This window comes from Bacillus testis (genome assembly GCF_001243895.1).
Classification (GTDB): Bacteria; Bacillota; Bacilli; order Bacillales; family DSM-1321; genus Bacillus_AD; species Bacillus_AD testis.
Window position 1 is genome coordinate 1,741,245 of the sequence record NZ_LN851186.1, and the last position, 24,946, is coordinate 1,766,190.

Annotated in this window: 24 protein-coding genes; all 24 read left to right on the top strand. The window is 44.4% G+C overall.

What is annotated here, in order from left to right; genetic code table 11:
- Nucleotides 1–107 precede the first annotated feature (107 nt).
- The 24 genes from rimP to BN1765_RS09155 all read left to right on the top strand — a co-directional run bounded on the left by rimP (nt 108) and on the right by BN1765_RS09155 (nt 24,931).
- The gene (rimP, locus tag BN1765_RS09040; RefSeq protein ID WP_050614813.1) at nt 108–581 is read left to right on the top strand and encodes a ribosome maturation factor RimP; all 474 of its coding nucleotides are present in this window, start codon (nt 108–110) and stop codon (nt 579–581) included.
- Between the two features lie 34 nt (nt 582–615).
- Nucleotides 616–1,776 (top strand): transcription termination factor NusA, encoded by a 1,161-nt coding sequence (gene nusA / locus BN1765_RS09045; protein WP_050614814.1) that lies wholly within the window; start codon nt 616–618, stop codon nt 1,774–1,776.
- Between the two features lie 14 nt (nt 1,777–1,790).
- Nucleotides 1,791–2,066 carry an RNase P modulator RnpM gene (gene rnpM / locus BN1765_RS09050; RefSeq protein WP_050614815.1) on the top strand — a complete coding sequence of 92 codons (276 nt, stop codon included), beginning with the start codon at nt 1,791–1,793 and terminating at the stop codon, nt 2,064–2,066.
- A 4-nt stretch (nt 2,067–2,070) separates the two neighbouring features.
- Entirely contained in the window at nt 2,071–2,373 is a 303-nt protein-coding gene (locus BN1765_RS09055) for a YlxQ family RNA-binding protein (protein ID WP_050614816.1), read from the top strand.
- Between the two features lie 19 nt (nt 2,374–2,392).
- On the top strand, nt 2,393–4,579 hold the full coding sequence (gene infB, locus BN1765_RS09060) for a translation initiation factor IF-2 (protein ID WP_050614817.1): 2,187 nt from the start codon (nt 2,393–2,395) through the stop codon (nt 4,577–4,579).
- Nucleotides 4,576–4,854, top strand: a complete 279-nt coding sequence (locus tag BN1765_RS09065; protein ID WP_050614818.1) for a DUF503 domain-containing protein — start codon at nt 4,576–4,578, stop codon at nt 4,852–4,854. Before infB ends, BN1765_RS09065 begins: the two co-directional genes overlap by 4 nt.
- Before the next feature lie 18 nt (nt 4,855–4,872).
- Nucleotides 4,873–5,238, top strand: a complete 366-nt coding sequence (gene rbfA, locus BN1765_RS09070; protein ID WP_050614819.1) for a 30S ribosome-binding factor RbfA — start codon at nt 4,873–4,875, stop codon at nt 5,236–5,238.
- Between the two features lie 163 nt (nt 5,239–5,401).
- Complete coding sequence (gene truB, locus BN1765_RS09075; RefSeq protein WP_050614820.1) at nt 5,402–6,322, top strand: tRNA pseudouridine(55) synthase TruB; 921 nt, start codon at nt 5,402–5,404, stop codon at nt 6,320–6,322.
- Nucleotides 6,323–6,355: 33 nt separating this feature from the next.
- Nucleotides 6,356–7,297 carry a bifunctional riboflavin kinase/FAD synthetase gene (ribF, locus tag BN1765_RS09080; protein ID WP_050614821.1) on the top strand — a complete coding sequence of 314 codons (942 nt, stop codon included), beginning with the start codon at nt 6,356–6,358 and terminating at the stop codon, nt 7,295–7,297.
- A gap of 140 nt (nt 7,298–7,437) precedes the next feature.
- Complete coding sequence (gene rpsO, locus BN1765_RS09085) at nt 7,438–7,707, top strand: 30S ribosomal protein S15 (protein WP_050614822.1); 270 nt, start codon at nt 7,438–7,440, stop codon at nt 7,705–7,707.
- 318 nt (nt 7,708–8,025) lie between these two features.
- Nucleotides 8,026–10,140, top strand: coding sequence for a polyribonucleotide nucleotidyltransferase (pnp, locus tag BN1765_RS09090; protein ID WP_050614823.1), 2,115 nt, complete (start codon nt 8,026–8,028; stop codon nt 10,138–10,140).
- Nucleotides 10,141–10,414: 274 nt separating this feature from the next.
- Nucleotides 10,415–11,374, top strand: coding sequence for a polysaccharide deacetylase family protein (locus tag BN1765_RS09095; protein ID WP_050614824.1), 960 nt, complete (start codon nt 10,415–10,417; stop codon nt 11,372–11,374).
- A 40-nt stretch (nt 11,375–11,414) separates the two neighbouring features.
- Nucleotides 11,415–12,653, top strand: a complete 1,239-nt coding sequence (locus tag BN1765_RS09100) for a M16 family metallopeptidase (RefSeq protein ID WP_050614825.1) — start codon at nt 11,415–11,417, stop codon at nt 12,651–12,653.
- A gap of 80 nt (nt 12,654–12,733) precedes the next feature.
- Entirely contained in the window at nt 12,734–12,991 is a 258-nt protein-coding gene (locus BN1765_RS09105) for a YlmC/YmxH family sporulation protein (RefSeq protein WP_050614826.1), read from the top strand.
- 150 nt (nt 12,992–13,141) lie between these two features.
- A complete protein-coding gene (gene dpaA, locus BN1765_RS09110) occupies nt 13,142–14,044 on the top strand; it encodes a dipicolinic acid synthetase subunit A (protein WP_050614827.1) in 903 nt (300 codons plus the stop codon).
- The gene (locus BN1765_RS09115; protein WP_050614828.1) at nt 14,041–14,634 is read left to right on the top strand and encodes a dipicolinate synthase subunit B; all 594 of its coding nucleotides are present in this window, start codon (nt 14,041–14,043) and stop codon (nt 14,632–14,634) included. The genes dpaA and BN1765_RS09115 overlap by 4 nt, the downstream gene beginning before the upstream one ends.
- A 257-nt stretch (nt 14,635–14,891) precedes the next feature.
- Nucleotides 14,892–15,947, top strand: a complete 1,056-nt coding sequence (asd, locus tag BN1765_RS09120; protein WP_050614829.1) for an aspartate-semialdehyde dehydrogenase — start codon at nt 14,892–14,894, stop codon at nt 15,945–15,947.
- A gap of 65 nt (nt 15,948–16,012) precedes the next feature.
- Nucleotides 16,013–17,254 carry an aspartate kinase gene (dapG, locus tag BN1765_RS09125; RefSeq protein ID WP_050614830.1) on the top strand — a complete coding sequence of 414 codons (1,242 nt, stop codon included), beginning with the start codon at nt 16,013–16,015 and terminating at the stop codon, nt 17,252–17,254.
- A gap of 27 nt (nt 17,255–17,281) precedes the next feature.
- Nucleotides 17,282–18,151, top strand: a complete 870-nt coding sequence (dapA, locus tag BN1765_RS09130; RefSeq protein WP_050614831.1) for a 4-hydroxy-tetrahydrodipicolinate synthase — start codon at nt 17,282–17,284, stop codon at nt 18,149–18,151.
- A 284-nt stretch (nt 18,152–18,435) separates the two neighbouring features.
- The gene (locus BN1765_RS09135; protein WP_050614832.1) at nt 18,436–20,130 is read left to right on the top strand and encodes a ribonuclease J; all 1,695 of its coding nucleotides are present in this window, start codon (nt 18,436–18,438) and stop codon (nt 20,128–20,130) included.
- Nucleotides 20,131–20,490: 360 nt separating this feature from the next.
- Nucleotides 20,491–21,234 carry a ClpP family protease gene (locus tag BN1765_RS09140; protein ID WP_050614833.1) on the top strand — a complete coding sequence of 248 codons (744 nt, stop codon included), beginning with the start codon at nt 20,491–20,493 and terminating at the stop codon, nt 21,232–21,234.
- Nucleotides 21,231–21,461, top strand: a complete 231-nt coding sequence (locus tag BN1765_RS09145) for a YlzJ-like family protein (protein WP_050614834.1) — start codon at nt 21,231–21,233, stop codon at nt 21,459–21,461. The genes BN1765_RS09140 and BN1765_RS09145 overlap by 4 nt, the downstream gene beginning before the upstream one ends.
- A 164-nt stretch (nt 21,462–21,625) precedes the next feature.
- Nucleotides 21,626–23,977 (top strand): DNA translocase FtsK, encoded by a 2,352-nt coding sequence (locus BN1765_RS09150; RefSeq protein ID WP_050614835.1) that lies wholly within the window; start codon nt 21,626–21,628, stop codon nt 23,975–23,977.
- A 228-nt stretch (nt 23,978–24,205) separates the two neighbouring features.
- On the top strand, nt 24,206–24,931 hold the full coding sequence (locus tag BN1765_RS09155; RefSeq protein WP_050614836.1) for a GntR family transcriptional regulator: 726 nt from the start codon (nt 24,206–24,208) through the stop codon (nt 24,929–24,931).
- Nucleotides 24,932–24,946: the final 15 nt, after the last annotated feature.

Sequence of the window (24,946 nt, forward strand, 5' to 3'; positions counted from 1 at the left end):
ACATAGCTCAACCTTATATCATCAATAAAAAATACGTTCATGCTTTAACAAGCGGCAATCACCAACAACATTGACAATGAAAAAGTATTTGGAATAGGAGGGATGGTATGAGCAGAAAAGTAACAGAAATCGTTGAAGAACTCTTGAAAGACATCCTTGAACAGCAGCAATTAGAATTGGTGGACATCGAATTCGTAAAAGAAGGAAAAAACTGGTTCCTTCGCGTATTCATTGATAAAGAAGCTGGCGTTGATATCGAAGAATGCGGCATCGTCAGTGAAAAATTGAGTGAAAAGCTAGATGAGGTCGATCCGATCGAACAGAATTATTTCCTTGAAGTGTCCTCGCCAGGCGCTGAGCGTCCACTGAAGAAAGAAAAGGATTTCTTGGGCGCAATCGGTAAGCACGTCAACGTTAAAACGTATGAACCGATCGAAGGAAGCAAAGAATTCGAAGGAACGCTGCTTTCTTATAACGAAAAAGAACTAACGCTTTCCATTAAAATTAAAACAAGAACAAAAGAAATTTCAATTCCAACTGAAAAAGTAGCAAAAGCAAGGCTAGCTGTCACTTTTTCATAACATAAGTTACTATCTTTAGTCAGGGGGATTTAAAATGAGCAGTGAATTATTGGATGCTCTTCTGCTATTGGAGAAAGAAAAGGGCATTTCCAGAGATGTAATTATAGATGCAATTGAAGCGGCGTTGGTTTCCGCATATAAAAGAAACTTCAACCAGGCTCAAAATGTGAGGGTGGACCTGAATCTTGGAACTGGGACAATGCGCGTATTGGCACGCAAAGAAGTTGTGGACCAAGTCTTTGATTCACGCCTTGAAATCTCATTGGAAGATGCAAGAAGAATCAATCCTAATTATGCGGTTGAGGACGTAGTTGAAATGGAAGTGACTCCAAAAGACTTCGGCCGCATCGCCGCGCAAACAGCCAAGCAAGTTGTGACACAGCGCGTGAGAGAAGCAGAAAGAGGCATTATTTATTCTGAATTCATCGATCGCGAAGAAGATATCATGAACGGGATCGTCCAACGCGTCGACAACCGTTATATTTATGTGAGCCTTGGCAAAATCGAGGCTTTGCTGCCTGCAAGCGAACAGATGCCGAATGAGCACTATAAACCGCATGACCGTATCAAAGTGTTTATCACTAAGGTGGAAAAAACATCTAAAGGGCCGCAAATCTTCGTGAGCCGCACACATCCTGGATTGTTGAAACGCCTTTTCGAAACAGAAGTGCCTGAAATCTTCGACGGCACTGTAGAAATCAAGTCAGTTGCCCGTGAGGCAGGTGACCGTTCGAAAATTTCCGTCCATACGGATGTAGAAAACGTGGATCCTGTTGGAGCTTGTGTCGGCCAAAAAGGACAGCGCGTCCAAGTGATCGTAAATGAGCTGAAAGGCGAAAAAATCGATATCGTCAAATGGTCTGAAGACCCAGTTGAATTTGTCGCCAATGCACTTAGCCCTTCTAAAGTGCTTGCAGTACTTGTCAATAAAGAAGAAAAAGCGACAACAGTCATCGTGCCGGACTATCAATTGTCACTGGCAATCGGCAAACGCGGACAAAACGCGCGCCTTGCCGCTAAATTGACAAACTGGAAGATTGATATCAAGAGTGAAACTGATGCAAGAGAAGCAGGCATTTATCCTGTAGAACACCAAGAAGAAGAGGCAGAGGAAGAATCTTTCCTAAGCCAAGCGAGCATTGATGAGAGTTACGATGACTTATACAACCATGACCATGATGAAGATCTTGATTAATAGAGGTGAATAAGATGTCGACTCGCAAAAAAATTCCGATGCGAAAATGCGTGGTTACCGGTGAAATGAAGCCCAAGAAAGAAATGGTCCGCATCGTGCGTTCCAAAGAAGGCGATGTCTCCATTGACTTGACCGGTAAAAAGTCAGGGCGCGGCGCATATGTATCCTTGGACAAAGCGGCTATTCTGGCCGCTCAGAAAAAGGATTCGCTTGCCCGCCATCTGGAAGTCCCAATCGAATCGAGCCTGTATGCAGACTTAATCGATTTAGCGGAAAAGGAGAAGCAGTAAAGCCATGAATCAACCACAGTGGGCCTCTCTTCTTGGGTTGGCCAATAGAGCCAGAAAAGTCATTTCCGGCGAAGAACTAGTAGTGAAAGAAATCCGAACCGGAAAAGCCAAACTGGTCCTTTTATCAGAAGACGCTTCCTCCAATACCGAAAAAAAGATAACCGATAAATGCAATTTCTACAATGTGCCTCTCTTGAAAGTGGAAAGTAGAGATCAGCTTGGTCACGCAATTGGCAAAGATCATCGCGTGGTTATCGCCGTGCTTGACGATGGTTTCGCCAACAAGTTGAAAACATTGCTGCATTAATTTATACGGGGGTGAACGTATGACCAAAATACGTGTATATGAATACGCAAAAAAACATAATGTTTCAAGCAAAGAGATTATTGAAAAGCTAAAAGAAATGAATATTGAGGTAACCAATCATATGTCAACTATGGAAGATCCTGCTGTACAAAAACTAGACCAACAATATGCAAAGAAAAATACAAACAATGCAGCTAAGGCTGACACTAGAGCCAATGATGAAAAGGTTGCCATTGAAAATAAATATGAAGACCGCCACGACGAAAACAGTGTGAATAAGCAAAAGCTTAAGAAAAAGACACCTGTAAAAACAGGCGGAAACAACGCGAAAAAGCCAGGCGGAAACCAAACACCTTTCAATAAGAACAAAAAACGCAACAACAAAAAGCAGCATAACAGCGGCAATAAAACACCGCAAATGCATACGCCAAGAAAAGAAAAAGAACTGCCTAAAAAGATTACATTCACTGAGTCTTTAACGGTAGGAGAATTGGCTAAGAAGCTTCATCGCGAACCTTCTGAAATCATCAAGAAACTATTCATGTTAGGCGTGATGGCCACCATCAACCAAAGCCTTGAAAAAGATGCGATCGAGTTGATCTGCAGCGACTATGGCGTTGAAGTTGAAGAAGAAATCAAAATCGACATGACTGACCTTGAAGCATATACAGCAAGCGAAGAAAATGAAGCGGAAAACACCGTGGAACGCCCAGCTGTTGTTACAATCATGGGCCACGTTGACCATGGTAAAACGACTTTGCTTGACAGCATCCGCCATACAAAAGTAACGGAAGGTGAAGCAGGCGGGATCACACAGCATATCGGTGCATACCAAGTCGATGTGAACAATAAGAAAATTACATTCCTGGACACACCAGGCCACGCAGCCTTTACAACTATGCGTGCCCGTGGTGCGAAAGTCACCGATATTACAATCATTGTAGTAGCTGCTGACGATGGCGTCATGCCGCAAACAATTGAAGCGATCAACCATGCGAAAGCGGCAGAAGTGCCAATCATTATCGCAGTCAATAAAATGGATAAAGAAACAGCCAACCCTGACCGCGTGATGCAGGAACTGACTGAGCACGGCTTGGTGCCGGAAGCTTGGGGCGGAGATACAATCTTTGTTCCGATTTCTGCTAAAAAAGGCCAAGGAATCGATGAACTGCTTGAAATGATCCTGCTTGTAAGCGAAGTGGAAGAATACAAAGCTAATCCGAATAAATTGGCGACTGGTACAGTAATCGAAGCGCAATTGGATAAAGGACGCGGACCGGTAGCTACCTTGCTTGTCCAGAACGGTACGCTTCGCATTGGCGATCCAATCGTAGTAGGGACATCTTTCGGCCGTGTACGTGCAATGGTCAATGACCTGGGCAGACGTGTTAAAGAAGCGGCTCCATCCACTCCTGTCGAAATTACAGGTTTGAATGAAGTTCCTCAAGCAGGGGATTTGTTCGTTGTGTTCAAAGACGAAAAAACAGCCCGCCACGTAGGGGAAGCACGTGCCCAACAACAATTGCAATCACAACGGAATGAGAAAGCTGTCGTGACACTTGATAACTTGTTCGAGCAAATGAAACAGGGCGAAATGAAAGAAATCAACCTTATTGTTAAGGCGGATGTCCAAGGTTCAGCGGAAGCACTTGCTGCATCCTTGCAAAAAATTGATGTTGAAGGCGTGAAAGTTAAAATCATCCATAGCGGCGTAGGAGCAATCAATGAACATGATATCATGCTTGCAACTGCTTCTAATGCCATTGTGATCGGCTTTAACGTCCGTCCTGACGTCAACGCAAAACGGGCTGCTGAATCAGAAAAAGTGGATGTACGCCTGCACAGCATCATCTACAAAGTTATCGATGAAATCGAATCTGCGATGAAAGGGATGCTTGATCCTGAATTCGAAGAGAAGATTATCGGACAGGCGGAAGTACGTACAACCTTCAAAGTTTCCAAGGTTGGCACAATTGCCGGTTCATATGTGGTTGACGGAAAAATCACACGTGACAGCGGCGTACGCTTGATCCGCGATGGAGTCGTCATCTATGATGGTGAAATCGATGCATTGAAACGATTCAAGGACGATGCTAAAGAAGTTGCCCAAGGATATGAATGCGGTATTACAATCAAAAACTTCAATGATGTGAAGGAAGGCGACATCATTGAAGCTTATGTAATGGAAGAAATTGAACGCAAATGATAGCCGCGGTGGAATTTGAAGCATTTATTATGGACGCCCATACGCTGAAAGACAAGCGTGGCGTCCTGCAACGAATTCTTCGGAGGCTTTCACAGAAATACAATGTAGCGGTGGCGGAAGTTGATTACCAGGATTTATGGCAACGGACAAGGATTGCGGTAGTGACTGTTTCTTCATCCAAAATCGCTGCAGAAAAAGAATTGCAGCAGGCATTGAAATTTGTAGATTCTTTTCCTGAAATAGAAAGGACCATTACTGAGTTTCAATGGGTATAATATAGGCGAGGTGATAATATGAGCCTTCGTGCAAATCGTGTTGGTGAACAGATGAAAAAGGAATTGACCGATATCATCGGACGTAAGTTAAAAGATCCGAGAATCGGTTTTGTGACCGTTACGGATGTCAGGGTTACAGGCGATCTTCAACAAGCAACCGTTTATGTGTCCGTCCTAGGAGACGAGGAGCAAAAGCAAAATACATTAATCGGGTTGGCAAAAGCAAAAGGATTTATCCGCTCGGAAATCGGAAAACGCATCCGTTTGCGCATTACGCCTGAAATCACGTTCGAATGGGATTCATCCATCGATTATGGGAATAAAATCGAGCATTTAATTCACCAAATCCATGCAGAAACAGACGATCGACAAAACGAAGAATAAGGTTTTATTAAAGTAGAACCGAGGGGACCCTCTTTTTGAGCAAGTCCCCATACATAAGGGCCGGCTTCTCGGGCATTGTATTCTGATGCTAGGCGAAGCCGGCTTTTTTTAAGCGTTCAAGCCGCATAAGGCTATATTCAATAGAAAGATGAGGTGAGGCATCGTGGAAGGGATTTTGCCTCTATTTAAACCGGCGGGAATGACCTCGCATGATTGTGTATTCAAACTGCGAAAAATCCTGCATACCAAAAAAGTAGGCCATACCGGCACTTTGGATCCAGATGTAACCGGAGTGTTGCCTATCTGTATAGGAAGAGCCACGAAGGTGGCCGAGTATGTAACGGATGCCGGAAAAACCTATGAAGGGGAAGTTACCATCGGCTTTTCCACAACGACAGAAGATGCGGGTGGGGACGTGCTGGAGACAGTGCCAGGCATCAAAACAATTTCACGCCAACAAATCCTCTCCGTTCTGCAACAGTTCACAGGAGAAATCCAGCAGACACCGCCAATGTATTCAGCCGTGAAAGTGAACGGCAAAAAACTGTATGAGTATGCCCGCGCCGGACTGGAAGTGGAAAGGCCCACTCGCACGGTGACCATCCAAGAACTGATATTATTGGATGAACGCGAGGAATTCAGCGGGGAAACCATTTCATTCCGCTTTTCCGCTGCATGTTCAAAAGGCACCTATATCCGCACATTGGCTGTGGATATAGGGGAAGCGTTAGGTTATCCTGCCCATATGTCCTATTTGACCCGAACCCAATCAGCCGGCTTTCATGCGGAAGATTGCTATACTTTGGAGCAGGTGGCGGAACTTGCTGCCAATGGGGAAGCGGAGGGCATATTGAAACCGCTTGAAGAGGGGCTGAAGCATTTGCCGGAGCATCGTGTGGACGAGCGCCAGGCGGCAAAGGTCATGAACGGCGCTGTCCTTGAAAAGCCAGAATCAGTTATTACCCAGCCGGGTGAACCTTTTGTTATACTATATAAAGAGGCTGCACTTGCTGTGTATAAAGTTCATGAATCCAAAGAAAATTGCATCAAGCCAGTAAAAGTGCTGCGTACAACTTTACAATGAAAAGAAGTGTTCTTTTGGAAAGAGGAGAGGGAATTGAACGTAATTAAACTGGATCATCCTCATAAGTTGCACCAAGATGATTTTCCGCCCTTATCGATTGCACTTGGCTTTTTTGACGGTGTCCACAAAGGCCATCAGCAAGTGATCAAGTCGGCGATTGAAACGGCTAAGCAAAACGGCTGGAAGTCAGCAGTTATGACTTTTAATCCGCACCCTCTGGCTGTATTAAAGAAAGACCAGGCGGTCCATTATATAACAGACCTTGAGGAAAAGATATCGTTGATCGAAAAGCTGGGCGTGGACTATTTATTCATTGCCAATTTCACACCTGAATTCGCTTCTCTCAGCCCGCAGGAATTTGTGGATCAATTCTTGATCGGTTTACACGTCAAACATGTAACTGCAGGCTTCGATTATTCTTACGGCAAATTCGGAAAAGGGACGATGGAAACGCTGCCTGAACACGCACGCGGAGCATTCTCTCAGACCGTTATCGGCCGAATCGACATGGATGATAGCAAAATTAGTTCTACGCGGATCCGGCAGGCTTTGAGTGAAGGGGAGATGGAAACCTTCTATCAGCTGACTGGACGGCACTATGCCACAACAGGAACCGTTGTTCATGGGGAAAAACGGGGACGGGAACTGGGATTTCCGACGGCCAATACAGAATTGCCTGATGAGTTGATCATTCCGGCTATTGGCATCTATGCTGTCCGCGTAGCAGTTGATGGTAAATGGTATATGGGAGTCTGCAGCGTCGGCTATAAGCCTACTTTCCATGATACGCATCCGGATAAACCTTTCGTGGAAGTGTACATTATTGATTTCAATGATTCTATTTACGATAGCTCTATAACGATCGAATGGCATAAGCGCTTGCGTGGGGAAATAAAATTCACTTCCGTTGAGGCTTTGATCGACCAAATTAAAAGCGATACAGAAAATACAAAGCATTATTTTAAGAATCATTGAAGTCAGTCTTGCATTTTGACGGAAGAAAGAGTATGATAAAGAACGTATTAAAAAAGAATGAACCTATGTCTTGGCTAGTCGAATCACCAACGCTATGCTCAGCAACAGGGGATTTTAAAAAATTTATGAGGTGAAAAAGAATGGCAATTACTCAAGAACGCAAAAACGAAATTATCGCAGAATACAAAACGCATCCAACTGACACTGGATCTCCAGAAGTTCAAATCGCTGTTTTGACTGCAGAAATCAACGCTCTTAACGAGCACTTACGTATCCACAAAAAAGATCACCACTCACGTCGCGGTCTTTTGAAAATGGTTGGTAAACGTCGTAACCTTCAAACTTACCTACGTAACAAAGATGTTGCTCGTTACCGCGAACTAATCAACAAACTTGGCTTACGTCGATAATCCAAAGCCTTGCCAAAGCAAGACTTTGAAAACAATGGGGATGTCCCCATCTTACAAAAAGCGGGATTCTTCCCGCTTTTTTCTTGTAAATAAAAGAAAAAATAGCCAAAATAAAGAATTGAAACTCTGAAAGTTGGTCAAAATCGAAAAAATGTTCATACATATTTGTTTTTATACTGTTAATGATACATTTTTTCGTGCATAATAAAACTAGTGTGATTAAGTAAACAAGAGCTTTTACATATATGAAAGAGTTAAATGATTCGTCTAACGTATATTATTATTCTCGTTTATAGATTGTAGAGAGGGGTTTGAAAAATGGTTCAAACAAAAAAGACATTTTCGATTGACTGGGCCGGCCGAACATTGACTGTCGAAGTTGGCCAATTGGCAAAGCAAGCTAGCGGAGCAGCTTTAATCCGATACGGTGATACAGCTGTCCTTAGTACAGCGGTTGCTTCTAAAGACCCAAAAACGGTTGACTTCTTCCCGTTGACCGTCAACTATGAAGAAAGACTGTATGCAGTAGGTAAAATTCCGGGAGGATTCATCAAACGGGAAGGGCGTCCAAGCGAGAAGGCTATCCTTGCAAGCCGTCTGATCGACCGTCCAATCCGTCCTTTATTCGCCGAAGGCTTCCGAAACGAAGTTCAGGTTGTTTCTACTGTAATGAGCGTGGATCAGGATTGCTCATCTGAGATGGCTGCTATGTTCGGATCTTCACTCGCACTGTCCATTTCAGATATTCCTTTCGAAGGCCCTATCGCTGGCGTAGTAGTCGGACGCATAAATGAACAATTTATCATCAATCCGACCGTTCAGCAAATGGAGGAGAGCGATATCAACCTGACAGTTGCAGGTACAAAAGATGCCATCAACATGGTCGAAGCCGGTGCGAATGAGGTTCCGGAAGAAGTGATGCTTGAAGCAATCATGTTCGGGCATGAAGAAATCAAGCGCCTAATTGCTTTCCAAGAAGAAATCGTCGCTGAAGTCGGCAAAGAAAACAGAGAAATCGAGCTGTATGAACTGGATGCAGAACTTGTCGCTGAAGTAACGGCTATGTGCGAAGACGACATTAATAAAGCGGTACAAGTACAAGAAAAGATTGCCCGTGAAGAAGCAATCAGCGAAGTGAAAGACCGGGTAGTGATGCATTATGAAGAGCGGGAAGCGGAAGAGACAGTTCTGAAACAAGTGAAGGAAATCTTAAACAAGCTTGTGAAGAATGAAGTCCGCCGTTTGATCACGGAAGAAAAAGTCCGCCCGGATGGCCGTAAGCCAGATGAAATCCGTCCGCTGTCTTCTGAGACAGGCTTGCTTGCACGTACACACGGTTCAGGTTTATTTACACGCGGCCAAACACAGGCGCTTTCCATCTGTACATTAGGAGCCTTAGGGGACGTACAAATTCTAGACGGACTTGGTGTGGAAGAGTCTAAACGCTTTATGCACCATTACAACTTCCCGCCTTACTCAGTGGGTGAAACAGGTTTCATGCGCGGTCCTGGACGCCGTGAAATCGGCCATGGCGCGCTTGGTGAGAGAGCCCTTGAACCGGTTGTCCCATCGGAAAAAGATTTCCCTTATACAATCCGTTTGGTATCGGAAGTGCTGGAATCCAACGGTTCTACATCCCAAGCCAGCATTTGTGCAAGTACGCTTGCTATGATGGATGCCGGTGTGCCGATTAAAGCCCCTGTGGCAGGAATCGCAATGGGACTCGTCAAAAAAGATGAGCATTATACCATTCTTACGGATATTCAGGGAATGGAAGACCATCTTGGAGACATGGACTTTAAAGTGGCGGGAACAGCTAAAGGTGTAACCGCTCTGCAAATGGATATTAAAATCGACGGGCTATCCAGAGAAATTCTTAAAGAGGCATTGCAGCAGGCGAAAAAAGGAAGAATGCACATCCTTGATTCCATGCTGGCGACACTTGAGAAACCTCGTACGGAGCTTTCCAAATATGCGCCGAAGATCTTGACAATGACCATCAATCCGGACAAAATCCGTGATGTTATTGGACCAAGCGGTAAACAAATCAATAAAATCATTGAAGAAACATCAGTTAAGATTGATATTGAACAGGACGGAACAATCTTCATTTCCTCTACAAATGAAGAGAACAACCAAAAAGCGAAGCAAATTATTGAAGACCTTGTCCGTGAAGTGGAAGTTGGAAAAACATATTTGGGCAAAGTAAAACGGATTGAAAAATTCGGTGCTTTCGTTGAAATTTTCAGCGGGAAGGACGGCTTAGTCCACATTTCCGAACTTGCGCCAGAGCGTGTCGGCAAAGTAGAGGATGTTGTAAGCCTGGGAGATGAAATCCTTGTTAAAGTCACTGAAGTGGACAAGCAAGGAAGAGTTAACCTATCACGCAAAGCTGTTTTAAAAGAACAAAAAGAAGCGGAACAAATGAGCTGATTTTGTTTCTTTAAAGAAACCGTGGTGCCTGCACCACGGTTCTTTTCTATCCAATTTTCTGCTGTTAGCTTGTTTAGCGCAGATTTTTTTACGGGCCATCACTTCTATCGGCGTTTTTCTCCTCATAAAACTGTACAAAGGATGTTTTGATTTAGGCAAATTGACAAAGGATATAACAAATAAGGATTGCTTGTATAACCCTATGTGAATGCATCCGGTTGCCAGGAATCCCTGCTGCAGTTTTGCAGTTTCAATTTGTGAGGAGGCACGTTTTATGAAAGGTCGATGGAAGCAGCGCCTCATTGTGGGTGCCCTGAGCGGAAGCGCCCTGTTGATTGTGCAGGCGCCCCAAATAAATACATATGTGACGGCCATGAAGCAGGAGGCCATGACGGCCACAGCCAAGCATGATCTTTTAATGCAAGAGATCAAGGATAAAGCTAAGAAATATGAAGTTGCTCCAAAAAATGCTATGATAGACTCTGTATGGAAGACTGTACCGGGATACAATGGTTTGAAAGTGGATGTAAAAGCATCATATGATGTAATGAAAAAAAAGGGAGTTTTTGATGAGAAGAAACTGATCTTCAAGCAAATCCCTCCCAATGTCCATATGTCTCAATTAAAAGCAGAGCCGATCTACAGGGCTCATCCCGATAAGCCGGTTATCTCGTTGCTCATCAATGTCGCATGGGGAAACGAATATCTTCCTGGCATGCTGACTACTTTGAAAAAGCATCAAGTGAAAGCAACATTCTTTCTGGAAGGGCGCTGGACCAAAAATAATCCGGAACTGGCTAAAATGATAGCCGAAGCCGGCCATGAGATAGGGAACCATTCCTATACACATCCCAATATGGAAACACTGTCATCGAATCTGTCACAAAAAGAGTTGGAAGAGACCAATAAGGTCATAAAAGCCGTTACTGGAAAAGACTGTACGTTGTTTGCACCTCCAAGCGGGGCTTTCCGCCAAGAAACGGTAGCGATTGCGGACAAACTCGGCATGGATACAATTCTCTGGAGTGTAGATACGATTGATTGGCAGAAACCTTCGCCTTCCATTTTAACTCAACGTGTATTAAGCAAACTTCATAACGGTGCATTCATCCTCATGCATCCGACCGAACCGACAGCGAAATCGCTGGATATTCTGATAACCAGTATCAAAAAGAGACAATTGGAAATCACGACAGTCAGCGATGCCCTGGAAGAGGAACGAATAATCCGATGAATAAATAAAGATGAACAGCAAGATATAGGGAGGAACTAATTTGATAAAGAAATATACATGCAGCAATGGAGCGCGAATTGTACTAGAGAACATCCCGACTGTACGCTCGGTGGCAATCGGCCTCTGGATCAAAGCGGGGTCTGTGAATGAAAATGAGAACAATAACGGTATTTCCCACTTCCTTGAGCATATGTTCTTCAAGGGGACTGAAACGAGAAATGCCAAAGAGATTGCCGAAGCTTTCGATAGCATCGGCGGTCAGGTGAATGCTTTCACCTCTAAAGAATACACCTGCTATTATGCGAAGGTATTAGATAATCACGCCAGCTTTGCTCTGAATGTGCTAAGCGATATGTTTTTCCATTCCAAATTCGATGCTGAAGAGTTGAAGAAAGAAAAGAATGTGGTGCTTGAAGAAATTAAAATGTACGAAGACACCCCTGATGATATCGTCCATGATTTATTGAGCAAAGCGGTTTACGGAAACCATCCTCTCGCTTATCCAATCCTTGGCACGGAAAAGACGCTTTCTACGTTTACAAGCGATACATTGAAGCAATACGTCCACGAGATGTATACACCCGACCGTCTGGTGATTTCTGTTGCCGGCAATGTAGACGAATCGTTTATTAAAGAAGTGGAAGCCCTCTTCGGCCAGTATGAAGGCGCTAAGCAGGCTGATGTGCAAGCAAACACGCCTGTCTTCCATTACAATACACTGCAAAAAAAGAAAGAAACCGAACAAGCCCATCTTTGTTTGGGCTATAATGGGCTGCCGATCGGAGACCCGAACGCCTATAGCCTGATTGTTATGAATAACATTCTTGGAGGCAGCATGAGCAGCCGCTTGTTCCAAGAGGTACGGGAGCAACGGGGACTTGCTTACTCAGTCTACTCGTATCATTCCGGGTATGAGAATAGTGGAATGGTGACGATTTATGGAGGAACAGGCGCCCAACAGATGGATGTCCTGTTTGAGACAATTCAGCATACAATTGATGTTTTCAAAGCAGAAGGCATCACAGAAAAAGAACTGAAAAACAGCAAAGAACAGCTAAAAGGCAACTTAATGCTAAGCCTTGAAAGCACGAATAGCCGTATGAGCCGCAACGGCAAAAACGAGCTGATGCTCGGCAAACATCGGTCATTGGATGAAATGGTAGAACTGATTGATGCCGTTACGCAGGAAAGTGTAGCTGACATAACCGATCAAGTTTTCACAAACGACCATGCGATGGCTTATATTTCACCAGTTGAGGATTGGCAGTCCAACAAGTAACCATTTTTTTGAGATTCACTTCTAACATCTCTTCTTTTCTTATATGAATGTAATAGATAAGAGAAAAAGGGGTGATTAGGATGAGGCTGAGTGAACTGAGCGGCAAAGAAATCGTAGATGTCAAACGCGCTGAACGCCTCGGAGTGCTTGGTCAGACGGACTTGGAGATCAATGAAAATGGACAAATAGTGGCATTGATTATTCCATCGGTCAAATGGTTCGGTTTCAAGAAAAACGGAAGCGACATCCGGGTGCCATGGAGGCATATCAAAAAAATCGGCGCGGATATGATTATCATCGATATACCCGATGGACAGTATGAAGACTCGGGCCAATAGAAAAAGCGTCTCTCTTTATGGGAGGCGCTTTTTTCTATTGGGGATGGATGGCTACATATTGACAAACACCTATTTCATGCGTGTTTCATATGATGGGATGGAAAACAGAATGAAGGTTTCCTTATATCCAAAAGAAGCAGGTGATGTTTAATGCTTACTGGTATGCAAATAGCGATCATCGGCGGGGATGCTCGCCAACTGGAAGTGATCAAGAAACTCACTGAACAGGATGCAAAGCTGTCTTTGGCCGGTTTCGGTCAGCTTGACCATGCCTTTTCGGGTGCCGTTAAAGAGAAAATGGACGAAATCGATTTTTCAGAAATAGATAGCATTATTTTACCTGTGTCGGGAACGAATACGGAAGGTAAGGTAGAGGCAATCTTTTCGAATGAAGATATTATGCTGACACATGATCATCTGGCAGCGACCCCTGCCCATTGCACAGTGTATTCCGGGATCAGCAATGCCTATTTGAATGAAATAACCAAACATTCAAACCGTAGATTAGTAAAGTTGTTTGAACGCGATGATGTGGCTATTTACAATAGCATTCCTACCGTGGAAGGCACCATTATGATGGCTATACAACATACCGATTTTACGATCCATGGCAGTAAAGTAATGGTACTGGGCCTAGGGAGAACCGGGATGAGCGTTGCCCGCACGTTCCGGGCATTGGGAGCCGATGTACGGGTTGGTGTCAGAAAGACAGAGCATATTGCCCGCATTACAGAAATGGGCATGAAGCCATTCCATTTAGACGAACTAGTTGGAAAAGTAAAGGATATCGATATCTGTATCAACACAATTCCTGTGGCTATAGTGACAGCGAAAGTCATCGCCAGCATGCCTGCCCATACATTGATCCTTGATCTGGCCTCTAAGCCCGGCGGCACAGATTTTCGCTATGCAGAAAAACGAGGCATAAAAGCGCTGTTGGCGCCCGGTCTTCCCGGCATTGTCGCCCCGAAGACGGCAGGCCAGATCATGGCAGGCGTCTTAACGCAATTACTGCAGGAAGATCTGGAGAAAAGAAAGGGGAAGGCAAAATGAGTTTACAAGGAAAACGGATAGGGTTTGGTGTGACGGGTTCCCATTGCACATATGATGCAGTATTCCCGGAGATAGAGCGTCTGGTCAATGAAGGTGCAGAAGTGATACCGGTTGTCACATCGACAGTCACACATACAAATACCCGTTTCGGAGAAGGCGAGGATTGGGTCAAGCGTTTTGAAGCCATAACGGGGCACAAGGTGATTGACAGCATCGTAAAAGCCGAGCCTCTTGGCCCCAAAATGCCGCTTGATTGCATGGTCATAGCGCCTCTTACAGGCAACTCGATGAGCAAGTTCGCCAATGCCTTGACGGACAGCCCGGTCCTTATGGCGGCCAAAGCGACTTTAAGGAATTACCGCCCTGTTGTCCTCGGAATCTCCACGAATGACGCCCTTGGCCTGAATGGCGTTAATCTCATGACGCTGATGGCCGCTAAAGATATCTATTTTATCCCATATGGCCAAGACGACCCTCATAATAAACCGAAATCCATGGTCGCGGATATGACGCTGATACGGGATACCATTCTCGCGGCAATCGAGGGCAAACAAATCCAGCCGGTGATCATTGAAAAATACCTAAGATAAGCCTCGGGAAGCAGATAACAGGAAATTTTATATACACTTTAGAGTATTAATCCCTTCCTTTTCGAATGTTATATGATAAAATCAAATAAATCTTTAAGATAAAATTAATAAATATATAGGCATTTGCTATTTATGTGAGCAGCATTTAAACGTACAATGTAGAAGATGGCCCTTACATAAGGGCTACTGCCATTGTGGTGGTTATGCCAAGTTCCTCACGTTGGCAAAAATGTTTGGATAGGAATGGGGTATAGACGGTGGAAGAGAAACAAGGATTACATGTAGCAGTAGTGGGAGCAACAGGAGCGGTAGGGCAGCAGATGATCGCAACTTTGTCTAAAAGAGATCTGCCGATCAGCCAATTAACTCTTTTATCTTCATCACGTTCTGCTGGAACACAAGTGAAGTTCAAAGGGCAGGATATCACTGTGCAAGAGGCTAAACCGGAATCCTTCGAGGGCGTCGATATTGCATTATTCAGCGCCGGAGGGAATATTTCTCTGCAATTGGCTCCCGAGGCTGTCAAGCGTGGCGCAATCGTTGTCGATAATACGAGCGCATACCGTATGGATAAGAATGTGCCATTGGTGGTGCCTGAAGTGAATGAGGAAGACCTTAAGGAACAACAAGGGATTATTGCCAACCCGAATTGTTCTACCATTCAAATGGTTGTCGCTTTGGAGCCGATCTCCCAGCAGTTCGGTTTGACTAAAGTACTTGTGTCAACATACCAGGCTGTTTCCGGATCCGGTGCAGCTGCCATAGCGGAGATGAAGGAGCAGTCGCGGGCTCTGTTGGATGGCGAAGAAATAACGCCAGCAGTCCTGCCTGTCAAAGGGGATAAGAAACATTATCAGATTGCTTTCAATGCCATCCCGCAAATAGATAAGTTCCAGGATAACGGATATACATTCGAAGAAATGAAAATGATTAATGAAACCAAAAAAATCATGCATCGCAGCGATCTTCCTGTAGCAGCCACTTGTGTACGCATCCCAGTCGAAACGGGCCATTCCGAATCGGTCTATATTGAAGTGGAGAAGGAAGGCGTAACGGTAGAACAAATGAAAGAAGCCCTGAAGAATGCACCCGGAATTGTCCTCCAGGATGATCCGCAGCATCAGGTCTATCCAATGCCAGCCGATTCTGTGGGCAAAAACGAAGTGTTTGTCGGACGGATTCGCAAAGATTTGGATAACGACCGCGGGTTCCATATGTGGATTGTTTCTGATAACCTCTTAAAAGGCGCAGCGTGGAACTCTGTTCAAATAGCGGAAAGTTTATTAAAATTAGATATAGTCAAGGTGAAATAATTCTGCCTGTAGAAAATCTCAGCCTTTGCAGCCACTGGAAGGCTGAGTTCATTTGAGGTGTAAACATGAAAATAATCGTCCAAAAGTTCGGCGGAACGTCCGTAAAGGATGAAGAAAGCAGAACACATGCGAGAAAACATATTGAAAAAGCTATTAATGAAGGATATAAAGTGGTAGTCGTTGTTTCTGCAATGGGAAGAAAAGGCGATCCATATGCGACTGATACGCTGCTTTCCCTTGTCGGGGGCCAGCACACGCACATCAATAGAAGAGAGCAAGATTTGCTTCTTTCTGTTGGAGAGACAATCTCTTCGGTTGTTTTCGCGAATATGCTGAATGAGCACCAGATTAAAGCAACGGCCTTTACCGGCGCCCAAGCAGGGTTCCGCACCAATAATGAGCACACAAACGCCAAAATCGTCGAAATGAAATGCGAACGTCTCTTGAAAGAACTTGAGACCCATGATGCAGTAGTGGTTGCAGGGTTTCAAGGAATTGCAAGAAACGGCGATGTGACGACAATCGGGCGCGGAGGAAGCGATACTTCTGCGGCCGCCCTTGGTGCAGCGCTGCAGGCTGAATGGATCGATATATTCACGGATGTCGAAGGAATAATGACAGCGGATCCGCGCATAACAGATAAAGCCCGCGCTTTATCAATCGTGACATATAATGAAGTGTGCAATATGGCTTATCAAGGAGCCAAAGTCATCCATCCCCGGGCAGTGGAAATTGCCATGGCGGCGAAAGTGCCGATCAGAATCCGTTCCACTTACAGTGACGGCTTAGGTACATTGGTGACTTCTGTCCATCGCCAGGGACGGGGAAGCGATGTGCAGGACCAACTGGTTACAGGTATCGCGCATATGCCGCGTGTGACGCAAATACGGGTCAATGCAAAGAAGGATCAATATAATTTACAGACAGAAGTATTTAAGGCGATGGCCAATGCCTCTATTTCCGTGGATTTTATCAATATTTCTTTGAACGGAGTTGTATACACCGTAAATGAAGAAATGACGGATAAAGCCATACAGGTTCTCGAGGAAATCGGCTATAATCCGACGGTCATCCGCAATTGCGCGAAGGTGTCTGTAGTAGGTGCAGGCATTACCGGCGTCCCGGGCGTAACGGCCAAAATAGTGTCCGCCTTATCAGAGCAAGGGATCAACATTTTGCAGGCGGCGGACAGCCATACGACCATTTGGGTACTTGTAAAAGAAGAACACTTGACGGCTGCAGTCAATGCGTTGCATGACGCCTTTGAACTGCATGTCGAGTTACACAGCACCAAAATACAAAAATGAATGAAACAATCAATTAGGAGTGAAAGCATGATTTCTTTCGGGAAAGTGTCAACAGCAATGGTGACCCCTTTTGACTATAAAGGAAATATTGATTTTCCAAAGACGACTCAACTCGTCAATTATCTTATAGAAAACGGGACTGATTCACTGGTCGTAGCAGGAACGACCGGCGAATCGCCCACACTTACAACAGAAGAGAAAATTGCGCTTTTCCAACATGTGGTGAAAGTTGTAGACGGTCGTGTGCCTATAATAGCAGGCACCGGAAGCAACAACACGTATGCTTCAATTGAATTGACCAAAAAAGCGGAGGAAATCGGCGTAGACGCCGTCCTTTTAGTGGCTCCGTATTATAACAAGCCTAACCAGCAAGGCCTGTACGAACATTTTAAAGCAATCGCTGAAAATACCTCATTGCCGGTCATGCTGTATAATGTGCCGGGAAGGTCAGTGGCAAAGATCGCGCCGGAAACTGTGGTTGCTTTGTCCCAAATCCCTAATATAGTGGCCATCAAAGAAGCAACCGCTGATTTTGCTTCGGCAACTGAAATTATCGCCAATACTCCGGATGATTTCCTGCTGTACAGCGGAGACGATCATCTTACTCTTCCGATGCTCTCAATCGGAGCGGCAGGGATTATTTCAGTGGCTTCCCATATCATCGGGAATGAAATGCAGGAAATGATTGAGGCATTTTACAGCGGAAACCTGCAAAAAGCAGCGGAACTTCACCGTACTTTATGCCCGTTGATGGCCGGAATGTTCATGGCGCCAAGCCCAGCTCCTGTTAAAACGGCTCTACAGATAAAAGGGATGGATGTAGGTTCAGTCCGTTTACCTTTAGTGGCCCTTACAGCAGAAGAGAGAAACACACTTACTAATCTTTTGAATAGATAATTAGCAAGCAGGCTGATCCGGTTGTTTGGTCGGCCTGCTTTTCTTCTGATACATACATATACTTACATGACCAGCAACATAGTTTGCAAAAACAATCTTGGATACAAATACATACATAAATTGCTCTATAAGCCATTTTCAGAAGAAGAAAAAGCTTGTACTGCCAACGTTTAGACGAGAAAAGCGACCGCCGTTTTAGGGTGTCTCCCAACCAACAATCATGGTAAAAGGTTGATATATAAAAATTAAGTAAGGTATAATAGACATAATTTGAACGAGCGGAAATGCTTTCATTAGGAGGAAAAGATGTGAATAATCAAACTGCAAAAAACAAAATCAAGGTCACTGCCTTAGGCGGACAAGGTGAGCTTGGAAAAAACATGTATGCAATCGAAGTCGATGAGCAGCTATTTGTTCTCGACGCCGGTTTAATGTTTCCGGAAGAGGAAATGCTTGGCATCGATGTAGTGATTCCGGATACAACCTATTTAATGGAGAACAAAGAGAAGCTACAGGGAATCTTCATTTCCCATGGGCATGAAGACCACATCGGTGCTCTTCCTTATATTCTAAATTATATAAATGTTCCTATTTATGGAACAAAATTAACGATAGAGTTGATTAAATTAAAAATGAAAGAAGTCAAGTTTAAGAAAAAAATAGACTTCGTAGAAATCGACCATAATGCCAAGCTGTTATTTGGAGACACGTCCGTTTCCTTTTTTCGGACAAACCACAGCATCCCGGGCTCATTAGGCATTTGCATCCATACAGAGAAAGGGTGCATCGTCTATACGGGCGATTTTAAATTCGACCAAGCTGCGACAGGACTTTATGCTGCGGATTTAGGCAAGCTTGCGCAAATCGGCGAGGAAGGGGTACTGTTGCTTCTTTCTGACAGTACGGGTGCGGAAAAACCAGGCAATACGGCATCGGAAGCCATCGTGGAACGGAATATGACGGATGTCTTTCAAGCATCAATGGGCCGTGTCATCGTGACGACGTTCGCTTCCAATATCAATACGATTCAGCATACGTTGAATGCCGCTGCCAAAAGCAACCGCAAAGTGGTGATTATCGGACAGGAAATCAAACAGATATACGATATCTGCATGCACACAGAAAGCCTTGTATGTGAAGAAGACCAAGTTATTCCTTTGGCTGAGATGAACGATTATGATGACCGCCAGATTGCCATCATCACGTCAGGTGCAAAAGGCGAACCTATTTCAGCGATGGAAAGAATGGCGAAAAAGAATCATAAACAGATTTCACTGCGACCGGATGATACGGTGATTGTGGCAGCGTCACCGGTACGAGGCGGCGAGCTGATGCTCACCAAAGCCATCGATTTGCTATATCGCGCCGATGTCAATGTAGTCAGCAAAAATAAAACTGTCTATGTTCAAGGCCATGGTAGCCAGGATGAACTTAAGCTAATGATTAATTTACTTAAGCCGCAATTTTTTATGCCGATTCATGGCGAGTACAGAATGCTGATTGCCCATGAAAAAGTGGCCAAGGAATCCGGAATTCCAGCTGACTCAATTATCATTGCCGAAAATGGCGAGACAGTGGAAGTGATTAAAAATCATATTGCAGTCACAGGAAAAGTGGCATCCGGAAATATTTTGATAGATGGAAGCGGAATCGGGGATGTAGGAAATATTGTCCTTAGGGACCGCCGTCTATTGTCACAGGACGGCATTCTGATTGTCGTAGTTACATTGGATAAAGTCACAAAGGCGATTGTTTCCGGTCCTGAGATTATTACGCGCGGCTTTGTATATGTAAGAGAATCTGAAAAATTAATCGACCAGTCCGTCACACTTGTGAAGGAAGCTGTTGAAAAGAATGTGAGCACCAGCAACTTCGATTGGTCAACACTAAAACAAGATGTTCGTGACGCCCTCAATTCGCATCTGTATGAAGTGACGAAGCGCCGGCCGATGATTTTGCCGATCATTATGGAAATCTAATTAAGATAAAAAACAACCGCCCACTTTACGAGTGGCGGTTGTTTTTTATGTTTTTGTTGCCCATCCGGCGGAAGGAAAAAGACCGACTTTGTCAATTGATGAAATTTTTAATATAAGCTCCTTCTGCATCGTTTATCCTGTTCTAATTGGCATTCATATCCCAGCTTCGACAAGAGAGCGAGGACGAAGAAGTGTAAACAGGAGATCAAGACCTCAGGTTGGGTTAACTAATGATTGGTAGGGATAAATAAATTCCCTCACAAATAGAGTTTTACTTTAGGCAAGCTGTTTTCTCACGGAATGAATTGATTCCACTCCGTTCATACTAATTATATTACAGTTGAAAGGGGAATTCATTCTATGGCAAATGAGCAGGCCTCACCAGAGGAAAATGGAAAACAGGAAGACAAAGGGCCATCTTTATTGGATAAAATCCAGCAGCTTGGACAAACGAATGTGCCGCAAATGTCCGATTCCAAAATACACTGCCTTACGATTATCGGGCAAATAGAAGGCCATATGCAGCTGCCGCCGCAGAACAAGACTACCAAATATGAACACGTCATACCGCAAATAGTGGCCATCGAACAAAATCCGAAAATAGAAGGGTTATTGGTTATCTTAAATACAGTTGGCGGAGATGTGGAGGCGGGATTGGCGCTTGCGGAGATGCTTGCCTCGCTTTCTAAACCGACTGTCAGCATCGTACTTGGGGGAGGGCATTCCATTGGGGTGCCGATCGCTGTATCCTGTGACCATAGTTTCATTGCCGAGACTGCCACTATGACGATTCACCCCATCCGGCTGACAGGGCTGGTGATCGGCGTACCGCAAACCTTTGAATATCTGGACAAGATGCAGGACCGCGTCATCCAGTTTGTGACGAAGCATAGTAAGGTGAGCGAAGATGAATTTAAGGAATTGATGTTTGCCAAAGGGAACTTGACCAGAGATATAGGGACAAACGTAGTAGGCGCCGATGCTGTATCCTGTGGCCTTATTGACTCGGTCGGAGGAGTGGGACAGGCCATGAAGAAATTGAATAGCCTGATCGATGACCGAAAACAGACGGAAGATCGCACAGGAGGGGAATTGCTGCAATGACCATTTACACCATTTTGCCGAATGAATGGGTTTTTGCCGGCAGGCAGGAATCGTCGGCTCCGCAGGCGAATGTTTATTATAAAGGGGTAAGGATGACTGTGGAAAAGACTGCTGAATTTCAGTTTTCGATTGTCCAGCTCCATAGTACCGACCCGAATGATTATCTCAATGAAGAATTCCAGCCGGGAGCGGCAATTGATATTCGGCATGTTGAACTCATTCAATAATGAGTATAAATATGTTATACTGTTGCATATGCAAAGCATATGGACAAAACTAGACGAGCAGCCTTTTTGGCTGCTTTTCTCTCGAATAGGTGCCGTTTAGTACAGAGAACAAGAGGGATTGAAACAGTTTTTCAGTTTTGCGAATAGAAAGTACGGGTGAGGACATGGCAAAGAAAAAAAGAAGAAAAAGCAGTAAGAGTTCAACACAGCTTAAGAGAACATTGAAATATGAAATCACTGGACTGCTGATGGCCGGCTTAGCAATCATCGCCATTGCCCAATTGGGCGCTTTTGGAAATGCGTTGTCGCTGGTTGCCCGTTTTTTCATGGGGGAATGGAGCATCCTATTATTGGTTGGATTGATTGTTATAGGTGTGTTCCTTATTTGGAAGCGTAGCATTCCGAATCTATTGCGCAGACAATTGATCGGAATTTATTTAATAATAGGAAGCATTTTATTATTGAGCCACGTCAGGCTGTTCGGTATGTTGGCAGAGGGAGGGCCGTTTGAAAAGCCTAGTGTTATATTGAATACATGGGAACTGTTCTGGATGGAAGTGACGGATAAAGGTCCTTCATTTCCAGTAAGTGATCTTGGGGGCGGAATGATTGGTGCCGTATTATTTGCCGCATTCAATTTTCTTTTTGCGGCAGCCGGGGCAAAAATTGCCGCATTTTTATGCATAATTGTGGGTGCAATCCTTGTCACGGGAAGAACATTGGGCGATACGCTCAACAAACTATTTCAAGCGATCCGCATTTTTGCAGCTGATCAATGGAGCGGCTTTAAAGAGGATCTGAAAGAGTTTAAACAAAAGGATCAGGACAGAAAATCGCGTGGCACACGCTCAAAGAAATCACTGCCTAGAGAACCTGAACAAGCGCAGGAAAACGTGGTTGAAGAAGAAACGCCAACATTAATCAGTACGTTTACGGAAAAAGCATACGGCCAAAGCATTGAACAACATGCAGAAAGTTTACATAAGCCGCAGGAAAAAGCGGTTGAAAAACAAACTCAGACTTTAGAAGATGATGGCCAGGAAGTCCACGTACCGATGGATTTTTCAGAAATGGAAAATGCCGAATATCAACTGCCTTCGCTATCATTATTAAATGCAGCAAAAAAATCCGATCAGACGCGAGAATACAAGCGGATACATGAAAATGCAGCCAAGTTAGAAAAGACATTTACGAGCTTCGGCGTCAATGCCAAGGTCACTCAAGTCCATCTAGGCCCGGCGGTAACCAAATATGAAGTGCATCCTGCTGTGGGTGTGAAGGTAAGTAAAATTGTATCACTGGCGGATGATATCGCGTTAGCGCTTGCGGCCAAAGGCATTCGGATCGAAGCGCCAATCCCCGGAAAATCGGCGATCGGCATTGAAGTGCCGAATTCAGAGGTTGCTATGGTTTCTTTACGGGAAGTGCTCGAATCCAGCGAATCAATGAATAATGATTCCAAGCTGTTGATTGCGCTCGGTCGGGATGTGGCAGGTGAAGCCGTGATGGCCGAATTGAATAAAATGCCCCATTTGCTTGTGGCCGGGGCAACAGGGTCCGGAAAATCTGTCTGTATCAACGGGATCATCACTAGCATTCTGACAAAAGCAAAACCGCATGAAGTCAAAATGATGATGATCGATCCGAAAATGGTGGAGCTGAATATGTATAACGGCATTCCACATCTATTGGCACCGGTAGTGACAGACGCCAAAAAGGCATCTCAGGCGCTTAAGAAAGTAGTGAACGAAATGGAGCGCCGGTATGAACTGTTTGCCCATACCGGTACCCGCAATATAGAAGGGTATAATGATTATGTCAAAATGCAAAATAATGAAAATGATGAGAAGCAGCCGCTGCTTCCGTTTATTGTCGTGATAGTGGATGAATTGGCCGATTTAATGATGGTGGCTTCCTCTGATGTAGAAGATGCAATCACCAGATTGGCCCAGATGGCAAGGGCAGCCGGCATACACCTGATCATAGCGACGCAGAGACCGTCGGTTGACGTCATTACGGGCGTCATTAAAGCCAATATTCCGTCAAGAATCGCTTTCAGTGTTTCATCGATGACCGATTCCCGTACCATTCTTGATATGGGTGGAGCTGAAAAGCTGCTGGGTAGAGGGGATATGCTGTTCTTGCCTGTCGGGGCATCTAAACCGGTGCGAGTGCAAGGCGCTTTTCTTTCTGACCAGGAAGTTGAGGATGTCGTGAATTATGTCATTTCCCAGCAGAAAGCTCAGTATCAAGAAGACATGATTCCTGATGAACCAAGTGAAGTGGTCGGGGAAGTTGAAGACCAAGTGTACGATTCAGCGGTACAGCTTGTTACAGAAATGGGAACCGCATCAGTATCCATGCTGCAAAGAAGATTCCGGATCGGTTATTCAAGAGCTGCCCGTCTAATCGACGAGATGGAAGCACGCGGAATCGTCGGCCCTTATGAAGGAAGCAAACCGAGAACCGTTTTGGTCAGCAAAGATGACTTCGACCAGGATGTCAAACATTCTTAAGTAGAAAAAAATTTGAGAGTAACATATTTGTGAGTTAAGTTATACTTTTGTAAGCCCGGCAAGGCTTACAAGGGACTTAATTCACATTTTTTTTTAAAAAAAAGACCAAAAAATAAAAAATACGCTATTTATTTCTCTTTTGAAAAGTGATAATCTATTAACGGTTAGTAGAAAGAAAACACATCTGAGGTCTGATGTCTTAGGTGTAGTTGTTTTGGGGGTCTCTTCATGTCTATAAAGCAGGATCATCGACACCTTTATCTTCAGGTCATAGAGAAAATAAAAAAAGATATTGAAGATGAGGTATACACAGAGAAAGAAAAATTGCCGTCTGAATTTGAATTGGCAAGGCAACTTGGTGTCAGTCGGGCTACCTTAAGGGAAGCGCTGCGCATTTTGGAGGAAGACAATGTCATTATCCGCAGGCATGGGGTAGGGACGTTTGTTAACTCGAAACCATTATTCAGTTCGGGCATTGAGCAGTTGACCAGTGTGACGAGCATGATCAAGCAGGCAGGAATGAAACCAGGCACGATCTTTTTGAGTTCTTCCACGGAGGAGCCAACCGAAGAAGTGATGAAAGCTTTGCATTGCAAGAAAGAGGATCCTTTAGTGGTTATCGAACGGATTAGGACTGCCAATGATGAGCCAGTGGTCTATTGTTTGGACAAAATATTGGAAAAACATGTGCCCCACGATTTCTCATACCAGGAAGAATCGATCTTCCATGTATTAGAAAGCCATTCAGCCATCAATATTACATACGCAGTTTCCTATATAGAGCCGCTTGGGTACCATGAGAAGATTTCGCCTTTACTGGAATGTGATCCTGAAACCGCTTTATTGGTTCTGAAACAGATGCATTATGATCAGAATGACCGTCCGATCCTATATTCAGTCAACTACTTTAAGTCAAACAAGTTCAGCTTTCATGTGTTAAGAAAAAGAATCTAAAAAATCTGCTAATCA